The organism is Paenibacillus sp. FSL H8-0457 (genome assembly GCF_038051935.1).
GTDB lineage: Bacteria > Bacillota > Bacilli > Paenibacillales > Paenibacillaceae > Paenibacillus_AQ > Paenibacillus_AQ lautus_A.
In genome coordinates this window covers 2,903,099-2,922,175 of sequence record NZ_CP150293.1, presented here as the reverse complement: position 1 = coordinate 2,922,175, position 19,077 = coordinate 2,903,099, and the positions used below count along the sequence as shown (strand labels likewise).

The window sequence follows — 19,077 nt, the reverse complement described above, 5'->3', positions numbered from 1 at the left end:
CTTTGTTGTAATAAGGTTGTATTCAAACATTATAATGACTCCTTTATCAGAGTTTTCGCTGGTTTCACATAACGTTCTCGTATTCACGACGCGAGCCGGCCTTAGATAGCTCTTATCTTAGGCCGGCTCGTGTGTCGTCTGATTATACCCCATAATTATACATCGGACGACCATGGGGCGTAAGCCCCGCAGCGTGAATATAATGTTATGCGATTCAATTGCCGTCATTGAAATTCTCGGTAATCTTTATGCTTTTTCAATTCTATAGTTCCTTTTGTAGAATAATCGTTATAATTATATGTTTCAAAAAGTACTCCTTTTAATTTTTTCGACTGAAGGGCTCTGAGTTTTCCAAAAGTTGCAACAGGGCTAAAAATGATAGCACTAATATGGCTAAATTTATTATCTTTAAATAGACCTAGAGGAATCATTGCTTCAGAATTCTGCTTCTTGATTTGCTCCTCATATTCAAAAAAAGGAGATCCATTTCTATACTCTGCATTACTTATACCATATTTGACTTTTTGAATTGCTCCAATTCCTTGATAGTAGAACAAAGGTTGCTCAAATGCTCCTATGGCTAAAACGAAAGGTTTGCCTTTTACGTGTTCAAGCTTTGAGTACTTACGCAAATAATGATCAGACTTATTCTTGACACTATTTAAAATTCTCTCAGTTGCTAGTGCTACGACTTCTCCATAGATTTTTTCCCTACCTGATTTAGTTAATGAATCTATCTCGTACCTTTCTAGAGCCTTCATTCTTTCATGCTCTGGTGTTCCGTGTTTAGGATTGTTTGTTGTTACTGCTTCTATAATTACGTTTTGTTTGCTTTTTGTGGCAATGAAATCAGGAGTATTATATGAAAAGTCTATATTGAACCCTAAATTGCCCAGTACAGCATATAGATATATTTCCCAAAAACTTGAATTGAATGTTGTTTGAAATTGTTCTACAAACTTGTTATCTCGATCTATAAATCCTGACGCCCAGCTATTCAAAACTTTATGTGTATCAGGTTCTCCCAAGAGAACTTTAAAATTGTGGTGCATTCTTTCCTCTGAAACAATAGGGGTAAGTAAATCCATTCTATTCACTCTTTCTATAAATTTTGGGTATTACGTCTAACGTTCCCGTATTCACGACGCGAGCCGGCCTTAGATAGCTCTTATCTTAGGCCGGCCCGTGTGGCGTCTGAATATCTCCAATGATTATACATCGGACGACCAAGGGGCGTAAGCCCCGCAGCGTGAATATAATGTTATCTGAAGGGTCGGCCTTCATCGAATCATCTAAAATCGCTGATTGCTATTATTTGTTGAATAATTCCCGCTGTATTATTGGGGTCCTTAATGACAAATATATAATTTGCTTCATCTTTACTAGGTTGTATTCCTGACGATTTTTCTTGTTTCTCCAATACCTCCAAAAAGCTTGATGCACTTCTAAATATTGCTTTGCTTCTATGGGTTCGTATAACACGCTCTTTCAATAAATCAGTGGGCAAATCAAAGTAAACAATAATACTTTTAAATCCTTTATTATGAAAACATCGGAGAACATTTGCTCTTCCTAATTTATTCAGATTGGAGTTGCTTAAAATAATGTGGAAATTGCTCTGCTCCGTAGCATAGTTAACAATTGCTTCAGTTACAGAGAATTTTAAAGTGTTCGGACCTTCTACAGGACGAAGTTTCTTGTAGTGCTTATTAATAAATTCAGCATGATTATCCTGATCAATGACAATAGCTTGTTGTAATGCGGCTTCTAATTGTTTGGCAAAGGTGGTTTTGCCACTATGCGTTTTTCCAACCGTCATGACTACCAAGCGGTCCATAATGTTTTCTCCTATTTCTACTATGGTTTTTGCCGATCTTTCCGATAACGTTCCCGTATTCACGACGTCTCACCGACTTAAGGCTCCGCAAGGAGCCGACCGCGATGCGGTTAGTCGGTGCGGATGTGTCCGCCTGATTCTGCTCCCCTGCCAATTCCCGTCGGGCGGACCGAAGGAGCCGTAAGGCTCCGAAGCGTGGATATAATGTTAAAGGATGTTCGGGCCTTCCTCGAGTCACTTAAAACGTTCACTTTCGTTCCAATATTTCATATGCAATATTTAGGATAGTCTTATCACGCAGAATCATGAACTTTGTTGAATAATCATTACAGTTTATCAATGACTCATTCATCAATTCCATTGCCTTATCTAATGTCAACCACTTAACCATCATTCCAAGTTGTTTTTCGCTTTCGCTAAGGTTTACAGCGCTGACTCTTCTCCTTGCATATGCTATCCAACAATAGGATAATTGCATAAAATCATTTTTCTTCTTATGTTCTTCAATATATCCCAGTTCATGGAATACTTCAGCTTCATATCCAGTCTCTTCTCTAATCTCTCTTAAAAATGATTGATCTTTTGTTTCTTTTTCTTCGATTCCTCCACCTGGCAATTTGTATAGATTAATTTCTGACATATACATCATAGCTGCATTCATCTCTTCATCAATTAGGACACCTCTTGAAGCATATCGTGATACCGACTCAATCAATTCAGGAGTTCCACCGAAAATATCACTATCAGTAATTCTTCTAATTAATTTCATCAGATCAATCCTTTTTTTCGATGTCTCTATTCGAGCATTACAAAGATCACCAGTTGCCTAGCTCAGTTTGTTTATATGTTTTGCCCGAATTTCCTATAACGTCTCTTGTATTCACGAACCCGAGAACCTTAAGGCAGCTTGCTGCCGGGTCCGACGGACTTAGCCTCGCAGGGTTGTCCGCCTGACTTAACTCCCTCGAAAACCTCGGGCGGACCAAGGGAGCGTAAGCGACCGCAGCGTGAATACGGTGTTATATGAAGTGGCCGACATCTTTGAGATACATACAGAATTTGATTCTATTCGTTTTTCCAATATGAGTAGCCTCCTCCTGGAGTGGAAACTACTAAAAATTGTCCAGGCCCTTGAAGCTGCCATCCTTCATACCAAGAGCTGTCATGAAATAAATCAAGTATTACTTCTGTGTCAAATACTACAGTAAGATCTGAGATCTCTTCATAATGTATTATCTCTTTTTATTGTGTTACCAATTAGGTTTTTTTCAAATTCTAAAAACGCTTGATCCTTTTTGTTCTCTACTTCTGTTTCAGCTTGTCCTACAATGATTCTATTCCCTTTCCTTAATCTCCATGGACATTCAATCATTAAATGTCCTTCATCAAAAATAAGTATTGGGTACATTCGATTTATCTCAGTAACTTTCTGTCCCACCATTGGAGAAAAATCTATATCACTTTTAACTCTTCGCATGATATCACCTTCGGTTTTTTAACGTATTCGGCCATTTCGGATAACGTTATTGTGTTCACGACGCTGCGCCACCTTTAACCCCGTAAGGGATTACAGGTGGTGCGGGTGTGTCCGGCTGAATCAACTTCCTGCTGCTGATATGCCTCTTTGAAACTGCCGCTAACTTCGTGCCGGACCGAGGGCGAATGCCCGATGCGTGAACATGGTGTTAGACGATTGTCCGCCTTCTTCGAGTTACTTCAGATCACTTTTCTAAATGCAATTCTAGTTTATAAAAGCTGTTGTTGTAAATTATCTTAATTCCTTATATTATGTAATGCATTTACTATTTTACTTTTTGTTAAATTCGTTAAATCATCTGTTAACTGATTGGCTTCTTCTAAAAATGAGTCTAAAAAATCAAATCTCATTACCAATATACAAGGTGAATATGAATTCCCTATAGATATGTCTTCCAACAAAAAACCTCTCTGTATTGATTCAAATTTGGTTTCATAATGTTCGTCTAAATAACATTCAAATAATTCGCCCTCAACAAGAATGATTGGAAAGACAAAATTGTAACCATCAGAAATTCTTATATTGTCGAAAGTGTACTTTGAAGCTTTGAGTACACCTGTAACTGCTTGATATGTACTCGATTGATCGTCTTTAAAACCTTGAACGAGGTTATAGCCAATCCTTCCATCTTTATTGAGCCAAGGCATATTTTCAATTTCATTGTAGTTTTCTATTAAAATTTCTCTTGATAATTGGGAATTATAAGAGAATGATAAAAATTTGTTTCGATAGTTTAATGTATCTTTAGAGGTAAACAGCACATACGGATTTGATTTAGATGATTTACACTCAAACACAAAAAAGATGTTTAATAATCCAGTTGGTTCTTTAAATTGAGAAATTACATCAATTTCTCTGAATTTGTTACTATCTTGATCAATGTAATATTCAGAGTTTCTAGTGAAGTAGTTAGCATCATTCATCTTTCTACCTAATTTCATCTCTAATTGATATCCATGTCGATTAAACCATTCCATTAACTTTGAATTAATGTTGGGATTTTCTTTTTCAGACATTTATTTCGCTCCTCAACTTAAACTATAAACATCGGTTTTTAGAATACATTTTAAGTAATATAGTGTTAGTGGTACGCAACATAGTTATTTATAAGATTGTATTTGCGGACTTTTGTCTAACGTTCCCGCATCTGTGACGCGACCCGGCCTGAGATAGTTCTTATCTTAGGCCGGGCCGTGTGTTGTCTGAATATACGCCTATGAGCTTGCTTCTGACAACCAAGGGGCGAATGCCCTGCAGCATAGATGCATTGTTAAGTGATGTTACTGCCTTCTCTGTATTTACATTCTCATAACTATTTAGATTAAATATTGTTTTTCTATGTATTCTAGTTATTTATAATATTCTAATGGTATTTTATCATGTTCTAAATGTTATAATTTTCTAGTACAATATACGGCTATAAGGGCGGTCGGCTAATCTCCCAGAAGGGAGGTGATGCCCATGGAGGTCAAAGATGCACTTTCCTTAATGTTCATGTTTGGCATGTTCATTTTGGCATTGCTCACCTACATGAAAAAGAAATAGACCGCCCTGGCTAGGATAACGGTCTATTTCCGACCCATCTTACGTGGCCGACTGCTCTTTATGCAGTTATTGTACTTTGGAGTCGTGTTAGCGCACGGCTCCTTACTTATTCTTACCTCAGTATAACTCATTTTATAACGCTTTTATAGGTTTTGTTGATTATTTTTATTTATATATGGTCTGCAATGTTGTCTGCAGTAACTTCACTTAACGTTATTGTGTTCACGACGCCCCACCACCTTAAGTCCCGTAAGGGACTTAAGGTGGTGCAGGTGTGTCCGGCTGAATCCGCTTCTCTGCTACTGAAATGCCTCTCTGATTCCACTTCTAACTTCGTGCCGGACCGAGGGCGAATGCCCGATGCGTGAATATTGTGTTATAAGATGTCCCCGCTTTCGAAGCATTACTCAATAGTTCTTTCGTATAGTCAATGGCAAAGGTAATCCTTCAGTTTGCATCTCGTCGTCTTCAATATGTCTAATTTCTTTTACAACATATTTCCCTCCATAAAAAGCATACTCTACCTCTAAAAAACCAGCATACTGTTCTGTTCTTCCATCTCCAATTCTCACGCCGCCAATTAATTTCCCATTGACCACCTTATAATTTATCCAGTCGTCATAATATGCCTTTAAGTCACCATTCTTTGATGTTTCATAAATCAATCTATCCTCTAGATATACTTGTTTTCCTGAAAATCTTATGTTCTCTTTGATGATTTCTTGTATAGGTTCAACGATGACTTCGGTCGAATTGATTGCTATTACATGCGCTTCCGAAAGAATAATTCCAGTTCCATGATCAAAAATGTTGATAAAGACAATCTCATTTTGATTATTTTGATTAATATCCTCATAGTAAATTATTGGATCTCTCAAAGAACTTTGATTCCATTGAAAGGGTCCGACTTCACCCTCATTATTCCTAATAATAAAATCTGAAATCTTATCACCATGTTCAGATAATTTTCCAGTAATATGAATATCATGGTCTTCATTAATGAATTCAATTGTTTTGCTTACTTCAACCAATTGTTCAGAATCAATTGTTTCTCCATTTTCCTTATTTTCTGTTTTGACTACTTCTTCACTAAATCCAACTAGAAAGAGAAGAATTAAATGAATTAAAAAATATTTTTTAATTTTTCTTTCTCCCTTCAGATATTGAGTTTTTGTATGGTTTGCGGGGATTTCTTATAACGTTATGGCATTCACGAACCCTCACTGGCTTAAGCAGCCGGTCGATCGAGCGCAACCCATCGGTCTGCCGGGTCGAAGACTTAGCCAGTGCAGGGTTGTCCCCTGAGTATGTTCCCCTGCTTTCAACTCGGGGGACCGAGAGACGCGGCAGCAGAACGATGCTTGAATGCGTTGTTATCGGATGTCTTTGCCATCTTCGAAATTGCTGAGAGCACTTTAGTATTTAACAAATCAGATTCGTTTAATAAATCCACGCTTAGTGCCCTCATATCCAATTGATTCATAAAATCTATGGGCTTGTTCACGATTTTATTAGAAGCTAAGATTATATAAGAGCATAGGTTTTCCATAGCAAAATCCTCGAGTGCATTCATGAGTTTCTTACCAATTCCACTTCCCTGGTACACAGATGAAACAACTACATTTTCTACAAGCAAGTATGGCTGACACTCTCCTACAATATCTGGACAAACAATGCCCATGGCTGTTCCAACTACCTTTTCCTCTAAACATGCTACTGCAACATAGTAGTTTGGTTGCTTATGTAATAGGTCTAACTGATATTGGATCTTTTCAATGTTAGATCTCGTTCCAATAAACTCAACGAACAATTCAGACAACTCAAATGCGTCATCTTTTTTTGCCATTCTGACTTTTATGTCCACGCCTTCAGCTCCTATGGTTTATAATCTTGCAAGGATTTCCGATAACGTTTCTGTATTCATGAACCCTGAAGGGGTTGTCTGCTGAAATCCCTCTTCGAAATCCTTCCTGCAGACCAAGGCTCCGTAAGGAGCCGATGCTTGAATATTATGTTATACGACGGAATCGCTTCTCGAAACGGCTCTCACTATTTGTTTTCTTCTGGTACATATTCGATCAAATCAGATAACTTACAATTAAACGTATCACACAACTTGAAAAGTGTTTCTAATTTGGTTGTTTCTATATTCGTCTCCCTATATAACTTGTTGATAGAGTTACGACTTAGACCTGATCTCACCATCAATTCGGTTATATCATCTATTCGATGTTCTGCCATGAGTTCTCGTATATTACACTTGATTACGTTCATCTTTTCCCCTCCATAGATCTATCTTATCTTCCACATTAGTAATCATCAACAAAAAGCGAAGTTTTAACTCTATAAAGTCAAATATTCACCTTGCAATTAACTTTATAAGGTTATATAATGACTCTATAGAGTTAAAAAAGGAGGAATATGATATGGTTAATACATTAGAATCGTTAACAGAACCACTTATAAGAATACGTTTAGAATTACTCTTTACTGAGCTTTGGGAATGTCATACGGAATACAATCAGCTTTCTTCGGAGGCAGATCAATATTTTAAAACACTTCGTGATGCTTTGCCCGATCAACTTCAACATACGGTTTTTCTTTACGAAGACGCTCACATTTCTCTTCAATCCATCTTAGAAAGAAATATCTACATACAAGGTTTCAAAGACGCTCTACAACTCTTTAGTGAATTGCAAAACTCTAGCATTTAGAGGATCATATGATCCTCTTTTCTATTGTTTTGATTCTGTCGTATAACGTTCCTATATTCACGACTCACCGTATGCTGAGTGTCCGGCGAATGCCGGACCAATGACTTCTTTAAGGGGTTTAATAGCTGTATCACAACTTTCTACTTTGTTTGTCAAGTTTTCTTACATTCTAAAAAAGTCTAAATAACTTTTTATTGTAACAATAATATTCACTGCTCCTCCGCTAGATTGTCCGTCATAAAACTCAGACATATCTTTGCTGTAATCTTCTGCCGGACCGAGGGTGCCTACCTGAGCGTGAATATAATGTTACGTGCACCCATGCTATACCTCAGAGTCTTTATTTACTGTCACTTCCAAAGATTTTTCTCATCTTCGTAAAATGGTATCCAATGATGTGTGTCACCATACGAGGTTGAAACCTTGGCCATATCCAAATAATTTTGTACATCAATTAATTCCATCATAATTGACAACAAAAAATCTACTGGAAAGGTGGCATTCTTACTCGGATCATCCTTATCCAACAAAATGAATATTGGATAATTATTTTCCTTTACTACTTCTATTGATACTCCCTCTTTAATAATGTTAATTACATCCCAACCTTGACTACTGATATACTGTTCCAATTTATCTATCTTTAATGATGAGATAAAAAATTTCGATCCCATCAATAAATCTACAACTAACCTTGTTTCAATAGGATAAACTGTGAATGGCACAGTAGTTCCGGTATTTTGTCTATAATCCAAGGATGAAATAGTAATTGTTAGTTCTTCTCCCTCCCATTCTTTCAAGGTTCCCAACAATATATTGATCTCATTACTTTTTTGAGATTTTGAAAGATTTTCTGCATCTACACAACACACACAGAGAAACTCATTAATTTCTCTAATTGCTGTTCCTTCTGTCTCAGTTTCAATTAGCATTTCTTCTAATACTTTTAATTCATGGCGTCTAGAAGGAAGCTTTAACATATTCACAGGTTTCTCATTAACTTGACCATATTCATTATTATGAAAATCCACCAGAGATTTCATTCTTTCTTTTTGCCTGCTGATTCGTGCTCCTCTACTATTCCCTTTCTTGACTTCTATTATTTCGAAACTATCATCCGTTTTTACAATAATATCCCCAATATTTGTTACCGAATTAAGATCAGTGATAAGAACCTGAGAACCTGGTCCCTTTCTATCATTTAGAATTGCTGCTAGCTCTAACCCTTCGCTGAATCCTTCTTCTAATAATGCATAAACTGAAGATTTATTTGCTTGTAGCATGGTATAAAGTGAGTAATTATAATCAATGAACCTATATGCAATACCATCTGCAACTTGAATTAATGCATTCAAAGTTGTTCTTGTTGCGCTTTCATAAAAGTCAAGAAATTCCTTCTCTTCATTTGTATCTCGCATCTCTTTAATAGATTTCAAAGTCTGTATCTCTGTAATCATAGCAGTCATAAGATTTATTTGTAGAGTGATGAAGGAATACCAATGGTCCTTTCTACGCAGTGCCATTATTGCAAAATCCTCTACAATTGTTTTCATCTCATCGAATCCAGGAAAATACAAGTTTTGAATTGATGTAGTTAAACTTTCTTTGTTCATTCTTACTGTCTTTGAAGATATTCGCATACTCAATCTCCTTCGCTTTTATAACATGTCACATAACGTTCCCGTATTCACGAACCCCAAAGGGGTTGTCTGCTAAAAAACCTTTTCGAAAATCCTCTCGCAGATAAGGCTCCGAAAGAGCAGTAGCTTGAATATTATGTTATGCGATGGATTAACCAATATTTAACTAACATTCATTCTTGACCTCAATCTGTCATTGCTCTGCTATGTGTTCCAATAAATCTCCTGGCTGACAACCTAAAGCCTCACATAATCTATCAATCACTTCTAGTGATACATATTCGTTCGTATTGAGCTTCGCCATTGTAGCAGACGAGATACCTGTCATTTCAATAAATCCTGCTTCTTAATCTCCCTGTCGATCAATAATTTTTTAAAAAGTTTATAACTAATCATCTGATATTCCTTTCACACATCAAGTAGATTTTTCTTTAATTATATGAAAGTATATTTTCTTTATCAAAAATATCTTCAATATGTATCGACTAATTTAATAAATTAAACCTCCATTCACAAAATCAAATACATTGGACAGTCTGTGAAATGCATAATTTTTTAGAAGTCTTACTTGATTCACTGATTCATACTCGAATTGACTCTTTATATGGCGAGCTTATCAAAAACAACTCCATCCATAACCAGTTCTCATCCGAAAGGAATCTTTACTTCAAGCAAGTTACATAAACTACTACCAGAAGATATACAAAAGACTCTATTCCTTCATGATGATGCAGACCTTTCTGTTCAAGCTATTTTAGAGCGTGAAACCTACTTACAAGGTTTTAAGGACGCTCTTCACCTACATAACGAATTAAATGTATCTTTCGACTGAGATCCGTTTGGCTCTTTTTTTCAATTGATTCTGTCGTATAACGTTGCTGTATTCACGACTCAGTGTATGCTGAGTGTCCGGCAAATGCCGGACCAAGGGCGTATGCCCGCCGCGTGAATATTATGTTAGCCGATGTTAATTTTTTTGAGGTTTTCGTTAAATCTTATTTAATTAAGCTTGCAGATAAATTAATTAAACGATCTACTTTTTCTTCAGGATTTACACTTTCAAGTACTTTTTTGCGTTCACTTATTTTTTCATAGGAATTAAACTCGTTACTAATAGACAAATAAAAATCACGATATTTAGGACTTAAACTGTTAGGGTCAATTCTAATATTGGAAACATATTTTCCATCAAAATTAGTCAATTCATCACTAATCATTGCCTCTGCTAGATTAGTAAGTGCTTGATCGTTAGTAGCTAAGATTCTATTATACGTATCCCCTACATCTTGGCCAGATCTTTGTAACCCTGATAAATTATTCATTATTCTCAAAAAGCTCATGTCCCAAGAAACATTCCAAGCTTTTTTCACAAGCTCGATCTTATTGTTAACTTTCATTAAACTTTGTGAATTATTAAATTCTTCATCTGAAGAAAACAAATAAAAAGTCATTGCTGCAAGCTCATATACTGAAATTGATCCTATAATCTCTGTCATATATTCTAAAATCTCTCGATAAATTTTTTCTTTTTTCTTCAACCCATGTGTCTCAACTAGCTGATAAAACTTAAGCAGGGGTAAGTACGATACTATAATTATTCTTGATGTATTATAAAAAGATTTTTGAATAGAGGTAATTAGCTCTTCATCATTTTTTTGTTTTGGGTGGTACTTTTCTAATTCTTTATTCTGATGATACTTCACATGTTTTTCGAGTTTTGAGGTTGACATCTTTAAAATTCCATTAACAGCTCGTCTCGTATTATAGTATTTTCTGCGCTCTAGTTCTTCTTCCTTTAGATCAATAGATAACTCACTTAAAGCATGACTGCAATCATAACTTACATTTTCATTTTTTATATGCTTGAGGAATGTCATCAAATTCCCTAAATCTCCTTTTCTCATTTTGGAAGGTTCATAAAATGCTTTTTCCATATTTACTACTACATTGGAGTCCAAAATGTATTGCTCGTCCTTGCTAAGAAACTCATGATAAATATTATGTATAAGATTTACTCCATGATTTCTATCTACCTTCATAATTATTTGCTCCTTAATAGTTAATTGATTTCGGCTAACGTTCCTGTATCCACGACGTCCCACCGACTTAAGGTTGCGCCAGCAGCCGGCCGCGATGCGGTTAGTCGGTGCGGATGTGTCCGCTGAACTTACTTCCCTGCCAATCGCCTCAAGCGGACCGAGGAGCCGCCAGGCTCCGAAGCGTGGATATGTTGTTATCAGATGCCGACGCTTCCTCGAATTAGCTATAAGCTATAAAATGTCTCAAACATGATTTCAAATTTATCTTTATATTCGTCATCTGTTTCAATCAAGTAATAATAATGATCTAAATAATTCTCAATACAGTCAAGCATATTACTAGTATTTATGAGCCAACTATCAATTATGATTGGATTTGGATAAATAATATGAACCTTATCCAGCTTATATCTATCTATAAAAAAACTAACACTATCATTCATAATATATCCATTATGCAGTAGCCCACATCTAACTAAAGAATAAAACACTCTACGATCTAGATTAATATATTTTTCTTTATCGTGTTTTTTCTCAGATACTAAATATTCAATAAATGCATTAAACCCACTTTGAAAAACTCTACTTGATCCACCTTGGCTACTAGCTCCAAGCAAATATTGTCCATGAGATTCAAAGAAAGTTATCAGTATTGTCAAGATGGAGAGTTCTTGATCGTAGTTTCCTGGCTTACTACTATTCTCAAGTAATAATCTGGCAGGCTTAATAAACCAATTTCTCATTTGTTTTATGTATATTTCCGTTTTTTTAACTTTTCCTTCTTTTAGATCTTTAAACGTAATTCCTTCTGTAATATAGATTAAGTCTTCCCTCATAATGGTGCCCCCAATATATGATTTCGTCGGTTTCAGATAACGTTCTTGTATTCACGACGCGAGCCGGCCTTAGATAGCTCTTATCTTAGGCCGGCTCGTGTGTCGTCCGAGTTGTCTCCCATGATTGTACATCGGACGACCAAGGTGCATTAGCCCCGATGCGTGAATATTTTGTTATAAGATGTTCCCGTCTTCGAAGTTTGAGCCCTATTATTACTTGTCATCATCCCTGTTATTCACGACTCCAAACGGAACATGTACCGAGGGAAATATTCTAGCGACACCCTCAATATGATCTACCTGATCATCAAAGAATATGTGTGGCATAAAAACGCTCAACACTCTTATTTTCTCTACTCCTCCGAGAAAGAATGCTTCATCAACTCTGATATCAAGTTTTCTAAGTGTGTTAATCATTCTTTCATGTGCAGGTGCATTTCTAGCCGTAGCAATTGCTATTCGAATTCTAGGTTTATAGTTAGGATCGTTCTGATTTTTTAAAATCTCTTTTTGTTGTAATTTAGATATCTCTGTAAAAAACTTTAATAAAGGTCCAGCTGGTAAAGGCAGACCCGCTAACTCCTTTTCATGTGAATGAAATTTTGCTAAAGCTCCAACTTGAAAAATAGATTCAGCAGAATCATCTGCAATGATTCCATCAAAATCAAATGCTAATCGTATTTCATTATCTCTTTCATCATCAATATAATCAGATGGATAGATACATCCTGCAGGATACCCATGTGCGACCGCTTCTTTGACGTCGTCTGGGTTTCCAGATAAAAAGAGGGTTGCATTAAATGCTGACATATATTTAAAGGGATTGCTTCCAGCGATAAAAACAGCTCGACTTATTGTTAAACCATAATGTTCAATAGATTTAAAGACTCTCAAGCCAGTATCAGGGTCATTTCGTGAGAGTAAGACAACTTCTACGATTTGATCATCAGGTGTATTTATACTTAACAATCTCTTTATAAGTGGGTACGCAACACCATGACTTAATATTTCATTCTCATGTTCTCTTTGATATTTTCGATAAGCTTCCTCTCCTTCTTCTCTGAATACGCGATCAGACTCTGTTAAATCGAATAATGCACTTGAAGCAACTGCTATAACAAATTTACTCTCAATATCAAACGGCATTTGTCTTCGTCCTTCCTATTACATCCCTATGTAGTGTGTTTTACAGATTTTGCGGGAATTTCTTATAACGTTCTTGTATTCACGAAATGACCCAGCCTTAGATAGCTCTTATCTTAGGCTGGGTCGTTTGTTGTCTGAGCTTCCTCCATAATTATACATCTGACAACCAAGGGCGATTGCATCGCAGCGTGAATACTTTGTTATGCGATGTACTTGGCTTCTCCGAGATTCTTACCTATTGTCTTTATTAATTTATTATTCATTTCAGTTAATCTATTTTTTATTTTTATTCCATATTATATTTGCAACTATTTTATTAATCATTAATTGATCAAATTAAATTATTAGATGTTTTCTGTATAAAAGAACCCCCCATTTTATTGGAGGGTTCTAGGTTATTCGCTTTGCCCCACATTGGCGGAATTTTGTGGCTTCTTGAACTGAATAGCAACATAAGGAGGCATCGCAGTAACTTCAATTCCATCAAACCAACTCCAAATTTTGCTCATAAGCAACACTCCAATCCGCTTTATAGTGTTGAGGGAACCGTGGGGGTTTACCCTTTTGTTGAGCAAAACGAACAACCTATCAATAATCATATCATATTTGTAAAATAACATAAATATGTAATTAATCAGCAGTTGTTACTTAGGTAATCAATTTATTATCGTTTTAAACTAGAGTAATAAAAAAATCTAGACTTTTGATTTAATTAATTCTTCATTGTTTTGCTCAAGTATTTCGCATAACGTTTTTGTGTTCACGAAACGACCCAGCCTTAGATAGCTCTTATCTTAGGCTGGGTCGTTTGTTGTCTGAGCTCCTTCCATGATTATACATCTGACAACCAAGGGGCGGTAGCCCCGCTGCGTGAATACGGTGTTAAGCGATGCCAGTGCCACCCTGAATAATCTTCAATCTATGTTGTAGTTCTTATGATCCCCTAAAGATTCTATAAAGTAATTGAGAGGTTCCTTGTAATCTATTGGTTTATGAATCGTTCTGTTCAACCATTTCAAACGTTCATTATTATCGTAAAAATCATCCTCAATAAACCATGTAACTTCTTTCATTGTTCCTAGGACACTTCTATTATTTGTCTTCGAAATAACTACTTCTGTGCCATAATCTAAATATCTATTAATCAATGTTTCATTTACTCCCTCTCGGAGTAAATATTCCCGAAAAGTTACCATGAATTTATCTTTTAATTTCTCTAATTGCCCTGTTCTTATTCCATTAATGATAATAGCTAGTCTAGTTAAATCATTCACAAATACAATATGTTTTCGTTTGTTCAAGATATATATATTTACATGCCAGCTTAAAAACGGAGCTACATTGATGTTTTCAACTGGAGTTGTTTTCATGTCTTTCAATAGGTCTTTAGTAAATCTTAGAGTAAGCATTCTAATGTTCCTTTCTCGCACTGGTTTCGTATAACGTTCTTGTGTTCACGAACCCGAGGGGCTTAAGGCGACCAACGGGAGCCGGGTCGAAGACTTAGCCTCGCAGGGTTGTCTGGTTGCATCCACTTCCCCGATTACTCCTCTGCCAGACCGAGGGCGTCAGCCCGATGCGTGAAAACAGTGTTAGATGAGGTTACCTTGAGCTACTCACAAAATCCCTCATGCCCTCTCTTAGCATGCTAACCCCTTCTTCTACACTCTTCATATTCTCATCGTAATTCATATTATTCCTTGCATGTAATAATGCCGGTCTTAATGATTCTACTGAATTTCCAAATTGGTACATCCATTCATATCTAGGAACCATCCATAAATGAAAGTGATGTGTTGTATCTTCATTATAAAAATAATAGACCTTATCAATTCCCAATCGTTTTCTTTGTTCACTTCTGAGCTTATGGATTAACGAAATAAATTCTAATCGCTCTTCATCTGTTAATTCATCCATGCAGTAAAAATGCCTCTTTGAAGCTAATATAACTAACCCTTTAATTGGGTAAGCAATATCTTGATGGACATGAAAGTTGCTTGATTCAAAAATTACTCCACCTGTTGAAGAAATCAAACCACTTGTCAATGCGCAGCTTACACATTCAACTTCTACTGATCTTCCATCAGCCAATGTAATTAGTCTTGGCATTATGCACCTCATAGTTTTTGATTTTGATAAGAACTTGCATCGTAATTTCATCTAACGTTCCCGTATTCACGACGTCCCACCGACTTAAGGCCCCCCAAGGTCTGCGGCCGCGATGCGGTTAGTCGGTGCGGATGTGTCCGCTGAATCTACTCCTCTGCCGATCACATCTCACTGACCGAGGAGCCACCAGGCTCCGATGCGTGAATATTATGTTACATGATGTCAGTGCCCTTTCGAATTAGCCCACAAAATTATCTTTAATTAATTTCATTTCGATATTATTCCATGTGCGTCCTGCTTTATCTTGATATACATTCTCCTTACGATTCATCTTCTCAAAACCAATATTCTCGTAACATTTAATTGCCGATATATTAAAATCAAATACGTTTAAATTTATTGCCTTTAATCTGAATTTTTCAAATCCAATCTTTACAATTTCCTTTAATGCCTTGCTTCCAATTCCTCTTCCTCGATTTTGCGTTTCACCAATTAAAAATCTTCCAATTACAGCTTCTTCAAGATCTTTATTAAACCTGCAAAGTTGTATTGTGCCAACAAATTGCTTTGCCTCTTTGATCCTATATATAAAAACATCCGATTCAATCGTATTTATTCCTTTACTGTAATGTGCTTTCAATTGTTCTATGGTTAATGGATAGGAATAAGTTAAACCTGCCCATTGTACGATGAAATCTTCATCTTTTTGATTTATCCATTCTATGATCGTTGTAAAATCTTGCTCTGATAATGCTTCTAAATAAACCTTCATTGAATAATCCTCCAAAATAAACAGCATTGATTTCATGTAACGTTCTTCGTACTCACGACGCGACCCGTCCTTAGATAGCTCCTATCTTAGACCGGGTCGTGTGTCGTCTGAGCTTTCTTCCATGATTATACATCTGACGACCAAGGGGCGAAAGCCCCGTAGCGTTGAATACGGTGTTATGCGATGCCAGTGCCTTCTTGAGTTAACGCTCACACTGTGTTGTAGTTGCTATGGTCTTTGATTGATTCCTTAAAGAAATCTACTGGTTCCTTGTAGTCTATTGGTTTATGAATTAATCTATTCAGCCATTTCAATCGTTCAATATTGTCGTTAAAATCATCCTCAATAAAAAACGTAACTTCCTTCATTGTTCCTAGTACACTTCTACTGTTTGTCTTTGATAAAACTACTTCCGCGCCAAACTGTAAATATGTATTCACCAAATTCTCTTTAACACCTTCTCGGAGTAAGTATTCTCGGAGCGTCACCAAGAATTTCTCTTTCAATCGCTCTAATTGTCCAGTTCTTATTCCATCAATAATTACAGATAATCTCGTTAAATCATTCACAAAGACGATGTGTTTTCGTTTGTTTAAGTTATAGATATTTACATGCCAACTTAATAACGGAGGCACATTGATATCTTCAATCGAAGTTGTTTTCATGTCTTTCAATAAATCTTTAGTAAGCCTTAAAGTAATCAATTTTATTTTTTTCCTTTCTCGCACTGGTTTCGCATAACGTTTCGTATATTCACGACGCCTGGCGAATGCCAGGTGTGTCCACAGCAACTGCTTCCTTGAACCGCTTCTGGGCAAGGGGCGTAGCCCTGATGCGTGAATATGGTGTTATCTGATGGCATCAGCTTCACGAAATACTCACATTCTTTAAATCAATTATTCTGAATACTCTATTTCAAATTAATTCCAGTTGTTTTTATAAAATTTTCTTGTACTTATTATAAGAGATGATACACAAGACGATTACTCCACATAATATTAGTAAAGACCCTATCCAATAGTTAAGTGATAGATTAACATAATATTCTTCTGGACTATAAGATCCTGCTGCGGCTGCTTGATATGCAGCTCGTCCCATGATTACTGAAAATTCTTCAACAATCTTTGAAATTGAGATTATAGATGTACCTACTAGAATTGCTATTAAAGAAAATATTACTTGGATCTTATTCATGAGATTCATTTCCTTTCAAATAACTAGATTCTTGACTGATCTTGGTGCTTTCAGATAACGTTCCCGTATTCACGACGCGAGCCGGCCTTAGATAGCTCTTATCTTAGGCCGGCCCGTGTGGCGTCTGAATATCTCCAATGATTATACATCGGACGACCAAGGGGCGTAAGCCCCGCAGCGTGAATATAATGTTATCTGAAGGGTCGGCCTTCATCGAATCATCTAAAATCGCTGATTGCTATTATTTGTTGAATAATTCCCGCTGTATTATTGAGGTCCTTAATGACAAATATATAATTTGCTTCATCTTTACTAGGTTGTATTCCTGACGATTTTTCTTGTTTCTCCAATACCTCCAAAAAGCTTGATGCACTTCTAAATATTGCTTTGCTTCTATGGGTTCGTATAACACGCTCTTTCAATAAATCAGTGGGCAAATCAAAGTAAACAATAATACTTTTAAATCCTTTATTATGAAAACATCGGAGAACATTTGCTCTTCCTAATTTATTCAGATTGGAGTTGCTTAAAATAATGTGGAAGTTGCTCTGCTCCGTAGCATAGTTAACAATTGCTTCAGTTACAGAGAATTTTAAAGTGTTCGGACCTTCTACAGGACGAAGTTTCTTGTAGTGCTTATTAATAAATTCAGCATGATTATCCTGATCAATGACAATAGCTTGTTGTAATGCGGCTTCTAATTGTTTGGCAAAGGTGGTTTTGCCACTATGCGTTTTTCCAACCGTCATGACTACCAAGCGGTCCATAATGTTCTCTCCTATTTCTACTATGGTTTTTGCCGATCTTTCCGATAACGTTCCCGTATTCACGACGTCTCACCGACTTAAGGCTCCGTCAGGAGCCGGCCGCGATACGGTTAGACGGTGCAGATGTGTCCGCTGAATCTGCTTCAGTGCCGATCGCATCTTGCGGACCGAGGGCCGTCAGGCCCGAAGCGTGAATATAATGTTAGCTGAAGTATCCCTGGAATACCCTCACATTAGTTCTTCTCATATAAATTTATCTTCCATCCATTTCTCCAATTTAAGAATCTAATATGTTTATACCCTATATCAAGATAATACTGATTTAATCTAACATTCTCGGCCATACAATCAAGTCTTATCTGGTTTTTACCTTTATCTCTAATATATTGTTCAGCCCAATTTATTAATTGTTTACCTATTCCATTCCCGGTATGAATTCTACTTACCGCAAACCTATGTATGTATCCTGAATCTTTATCATCAAGTTCTTCCCATAGAATTGGATCTGACCAACAGATATATAATGTTCCTACAACTTCTCCGTTAAATCGTGCTAAAAATAATTCAAACCCGTTATTGAAGCATTCATAAACTTGATTAATATTGAAATGATCCGGATTCCATTGATTAATACCTTTAGATTGGATCCATCTTGCAGAGTCTTTCCAAAGATCAAGTATGATTTGACTATCGGCTTCAATTGCCCGTTGCACATCAATTTTGATGTTTTCATTAACTTCCTTCAATGATTTCACCCCAAAGTAATAGAGCATCGTATTTCAGCTAACGTTCCCGTATTCATGACGTCCGACGTAGTCGGATGTGTCTGTCGAAATATCATCTTCGAATTGCATCCAGCAGACCAAGGCTCCCTAAGGAGCCGCAGCTTGAATATTATGTTATAGGATGTCAACGACTTCTTTGAAGTTGCTAAACACTTT

At 36.4% G+C, this 19,077-nt stretch carries 21 protein-coding genes and 1 pseudogene; 2 read left to right on the top strand and 20 right to left on the bottom strand.

The genetic code is table 11. The features are described 5' to 3' along the window. Positions 1-224: 224 nt before the first annotated feature. The 5 genes from MHI43_RS13090 to MHI43_RS13070 form a co-directional block, all read right to left on the bottom strand. A complete protein-coding gene (locus MHI43_RS13090) occupies positions 225-1,088 on the bottom strand; it encodes a hypothetical protein (protein ID WP_051425372.1) in 864 nt (287 codons plus the stop codon). Positions 1,089-1,288: 200 nt separating this feature from the next. Beyond that, complete coding sequence (locus tag MHI43_RS13085) at positions 1,289-1,837, bottom strand: ATP-binding protein (RefSeq protein WP_341283265.1); 549 nt, start codon at positions 1,835-1,837, stop codon at positions 1,289-1,291. Positions 1,838-2,084: 247 nt separating this feature from the next. Continuing rightward, positions 2,085-2,606, bottom strand: a complete 522-nt coding sequence (locus MHI43_RS13080) for an NUDIX domain-containing protein (protein ID WP_036660377.1) — start codon at positions 2,604-2,606, stop codon at positions 2,085-2,087. A 453-nt stretch (positions 2,607-3,059) separates the two neighbouring features. After that, positions 3,060-3,314, bottom strand: a complete 255-nt coding sequence (locus tag MHI43_RS13075; RefSeq protein ID WP_036660378.1) for a hypothetical protein — start codon at positions 3,312-3,314, stop codon at positions 3,060-3,062. A gap of 296 nt (positions 3,315-3,610) precedes the next feature. Beyond that, positions 3,611-4,390, bottom strand: coding sequence for a hypothetical protein (locus MHI43_RS13070; RefSeq protein ID WP_036660379.1), 780 nt, complete (start codon positions 4,388-4,390; stop codon positions 3,611-3,613). A gap of 445 nt (positions 4,391-4,835) precedes the next feature. On the opposite strand from MHI43_RS13070, the gene MHI43_RS13065 reads away from it, so the two are divergent. After that, positions 4,836-4,919, top strand: coding sequence for a putative holin-like toxin (locus MHI43_RS13065; protein ID WP_220687457.1), 84 nt, complete (start codon positions 4,836-4,838; stop codon positions 4,917-4,919). Positions 4,920-5,326: 407 nt separating this feature from the next. On the opposite strand, the gene MHI43_RS13060 is transcribed toward MHI43_RS13065, so the two are convergent. The 3 genes from MHI43_RS13060 to MHI43_RS13050 form a co-directional block, all read right to left on the bottom strand. Further along, on the bottom strand, positions 5,327-5,950 hold the full coding sequence (locus tag MHI43_RS13060; protein ID WP_036660380.1) for a hypothetical protein: 624 nt from the start codon (positions 5,948-5,950) through the stop codon (positions 5,327-5,329). A gap of 290 nt (positions 5,951-6,240) precedes the next feature. After that, positions 6,241-6,783: a GNAT family N-acetyltransferase gene (locus MHI43_RS13055; RefSeq protein WP_235201626.1), complete on the bottom strand. Its 543-nt coding sequence runs from the start codon at positions 6,781-6,783 to the stop codon at positions 6,241-6,243. Positions 6,784-6,968: 185 nt separating this feature from the next. Beyond that, a complete protein-coding gene (locus MHI43_RS13050; RefSeq protein WP_018883096.1) occupies positions 6,969-7,193 on the bottom strand; it encodes a helix-turn-helix transcriptional regulator in 225 nt (74 codons plus the stop codon). Positions 7,194-7,345: 152 nt separating this feature from the next. Here MHI43_RS13050 and MHI43_RS13045 point away from each other — a divergent pair, with 152 nt between their 5' ends. Next, the gene (locus MHI43_RS13045) at positions 7,346-7,633 is read left to right on the top strand and encodes a DUF6809 family protein (RefSeq protein ID WP_036660381.1); all 288 of its coding nucleotides are present in this window, start codon (positions 7,346-7,348) and stop codon (positions 7,631-7,633) included. A gap of 350 nt (positions 7,634-7,983) precedes the next feature. Here the strand turns inward: MHI43_RS13045 and MHI43_RS13040 are convergent, their stop codons facing one another. The 12 genes and pseudogenes from MHI43_RS13040 to MHI43_RS12985 form a co-directional block, all read right to left on the bottom strand. Then, the gene (locus tag MHI43_RS13040) at positions 7,984-9,246 is read right to left on the bottom strand and encodes a hypothetical protein (RefSeq protein WP_341283264.1); all 1,263 of its coding nucleotides are present in this window, start codon (positions 9,244-9,246) and stop codon (positions 7,984-7,986) included. Positions 9,247-9,466: 220 nt separating this feature from the next. Continuing rightward, a pseudogene (locus tag MHI43_RS13035) lies at positions 9,467-9,669 on the bottom strand (helix-turn-helix transcriptional regulator). A gap of 599 nt (positions 9,670-10,268) precedes the next feature. Then, positions 10,269-11,312, bottom strand: coding sequence for a hypothetical protein (locus MHI43_RS13030; protein WP_036660386.1), 1,044 nt, complete (start codon positions 11,310-11,312; stop codon positions 10,269-10,271). A gap of 224 nt (positions 11,313-11,536) precedes the next feature. Then, complete coding sequence (locus MHI43_RS13025) at positions 11,537-12,148, bottom strand: hypothetical protein (protein ID WP_036660388.1); 612 nt, start codon at positions 12,146-12,148, stop codon at positions 11,537-11,539. 213 nt (positions 12,149-12,361) lie between these two features. Continuing rightward, on the bottom strand, positions 12,362-13,294 hold the full coding sequence (locus MHI43_RS13020; protein ID WP_015734795.1) for a 5'-nucleotidase: 933 nt from the start codon (positions 13,292-13,294) through the stop codon (positions 12,362-12,364). A 914-nt stretch (positions 13,295-14,208) separates the two neighbouring features. Then, a complete protein-coding gene (locus MHI43_RS13015; RefSeq protein WP_341283285.1) occupies positions 14,209-14,664 on the bottom strand; it encodes a hypothetical protein in 456 nt (151 codons plus the stop codon). Between the two features lie 232 nt (positions 14,665-14,896). Next, the gene (locus MHI43_RS13010) at positions 14,897-15,403 is read right to left on the bottom strand and encodes a diadenosine tetraphosphate hydrolase (RefSeq protein WP_036660394.1); all 507 of its coding nucleotides are present in this window, start codon (positions 15,401-15,403) and stop codon (positions 14,897-14,899) included. A 238-nt stretch (positions 15,404-15,641) separates the two neighbouring features. Beyond that, positions 15,642-16,175, bottom strand: a complete 534-nt coding sequence (locus MHI43_RS13005) for a GNAT family protein (protein WP_036660396.1) — start codon at positions 16,173-16,175, stop codon at positions 15,642-15,644. 209 nt (positions 16,176-16,384) lie between these two features. Then, positions 16,385-16,993, bottom strand: coding sequence for a hypothetical protein (locus MHI43_RS13000; RefSeq protein ID WP_235201627.1), 609 nt, complete (start codon positions 16,991-16,993; stop codon positions 16,385-16,387). Positions 16,994-17,111: 118 nt separating this feature from the next. Further along, on the bottom strand, positions 17,112-17,369 hold the full coding sequence (locus tag MHI43_RS12995) for a hypothetical protein (protein WP_155989836.1): 258 nt from the start codon (positions 17,367-17,369) through the stop codon (positions 17,112-17,114). 218 nt (positions 17,370-17,587) lie between these two features. Further along, a complete protein-coding gene (locus tag MHI43_RS12990) occupies positions 17,588-18,136 on the bottom strand; it encodes an ATP-binding protein (RefSeq protein WP_341283263.1) in 549 nt (182 codons plus the stop codon). A 233-nt stretch (positions 18,137-18,369) separates the two neighbouring features. Then, complete coding sequence (locus MHI43_RS12985; protein WP_235201893.1) at positions 18,370-18,891, bottom strand: GNAT family N-acetyltransferase; 522 nt, start codon at positions 18,889-18,891, stop codon at positions 18,370-18,372. Between the last annotated feature and the right edge of the window lie 186 nt (positions 18,892-19,077).

Coding starts and splice junctions, on each gene's coding strand:
- MHI43_RS13015 (WP_341283285.1), bottom strand. CDS start 14,664: ATGAAAACAACTCCAGTTGAAAACATCAATGTAGCTCCGTTTTTAAGC.
- MHI43_RS13085 (WP_341283265.1), bottom strand. CDS start 1,837: ATGGACCGCTTGGTAGTCATGACGGTTGGAAAAACGCATAGTGGCAAA.
- MHI43_RS13080 (WP_036660377.1), bottom strand. CDS start 2,606: ATGAAATTAATTAGAAGAATTACTGATAGTGATATTTTCGGTGGAACT.
- MHI43_RS13045 (WP_036660381.1), top strand. CDS start 7,346: ATGGTTAATACATTAGAATCGTTAACAGAACCACTTATAAGAATACGT.
- MHI43_RS13005 (WP_036660396.1), bottom strand. CDS start 16,175: ATGAAGGTTTATTTAGAAGCATTATCAGAGCAAGATTTTACAACGATC.
- MHI43_RS13075 (WP_036660378.1), bottom strand. CDS start 3,314: ATGCGAAGAGTTAAAAGTGATATAGATTTTTCTCCAATGGTGGGACAG.
- MHI43_RS13025 (WP_036660388.1), bottom strand. CDS start 12,148: ATGAGGGAAGACTTAATCTATATTACAGAAGGAATTACGTTTAAAGAT.
- MHI43_RS13020 (WP_015734795.1), bottom strand. CDS start 13,294: ATGCCGTTTGATATTGAGAGTAAATTTGTTATAGCAGTTGCTTCAAGT.
- MHI43_RS13065 (WP_220687457.1), top strand. CDS start 4,836: ATGGAGGTCAAAGATGCACTTTCCTTAATGTTCATGTTTGGCATGTTC.
- MHI43_RS13010 (WP_036660394.1), bottom strand. CDS start 15,403: ATGCCAAGACTAATTACATTGGCTGATGGAAGATCAGTAGAAGTTGAA.
- MHI43_RS13090 (WP_051425372.1), bottom strand. CDS start 1,088: ATGGATTTACTTACCCCTATTGTTTCAGAGGAAAGAATGCACCACAAT.
- MHI43_RS12990 (WP_341283263.1), bottom strand. CDS start 18,136: ATGGACCGCTTGGTAGTCATGACGGTTGGAAAAACGCATAGTGGCAAA.
- MHI43_RS12995 (WP_155989836.1), bottom strand. CDS start 17,369: ATGAATAAGATCCAAGTAATATTTTCTTTAATAGCAATTCTAGTAGGT.
- MHI43_RS13040 (WP_341283264.1), bottom strand. CDS start 9,246: ATGAACAAAGAAAGTTTAACTACATCAATTCAAAACTTGTATTTTCCT.
- MHI43_RS13030 (WP_036660386.1), bottom strand. CDS start 11,312: ATGAAGGTAGATAGAAATCATGGAGTAAATCTTATACATAATATTTAT.
- MHI43_RS13050 (WP_018883096.1), bottom strand. CDS start 7,193: ATGAACGTAATCAAGTGTAATATACGAGAACTCATGGCAGAACATCGA.
- MHI43_RS13070 (WP_036660379.1), bottom strand. CDS start 4,390: ATGTCTGAAAAAGAAAATCCCAACATTAATTCAAAGTTAATGGAATGG.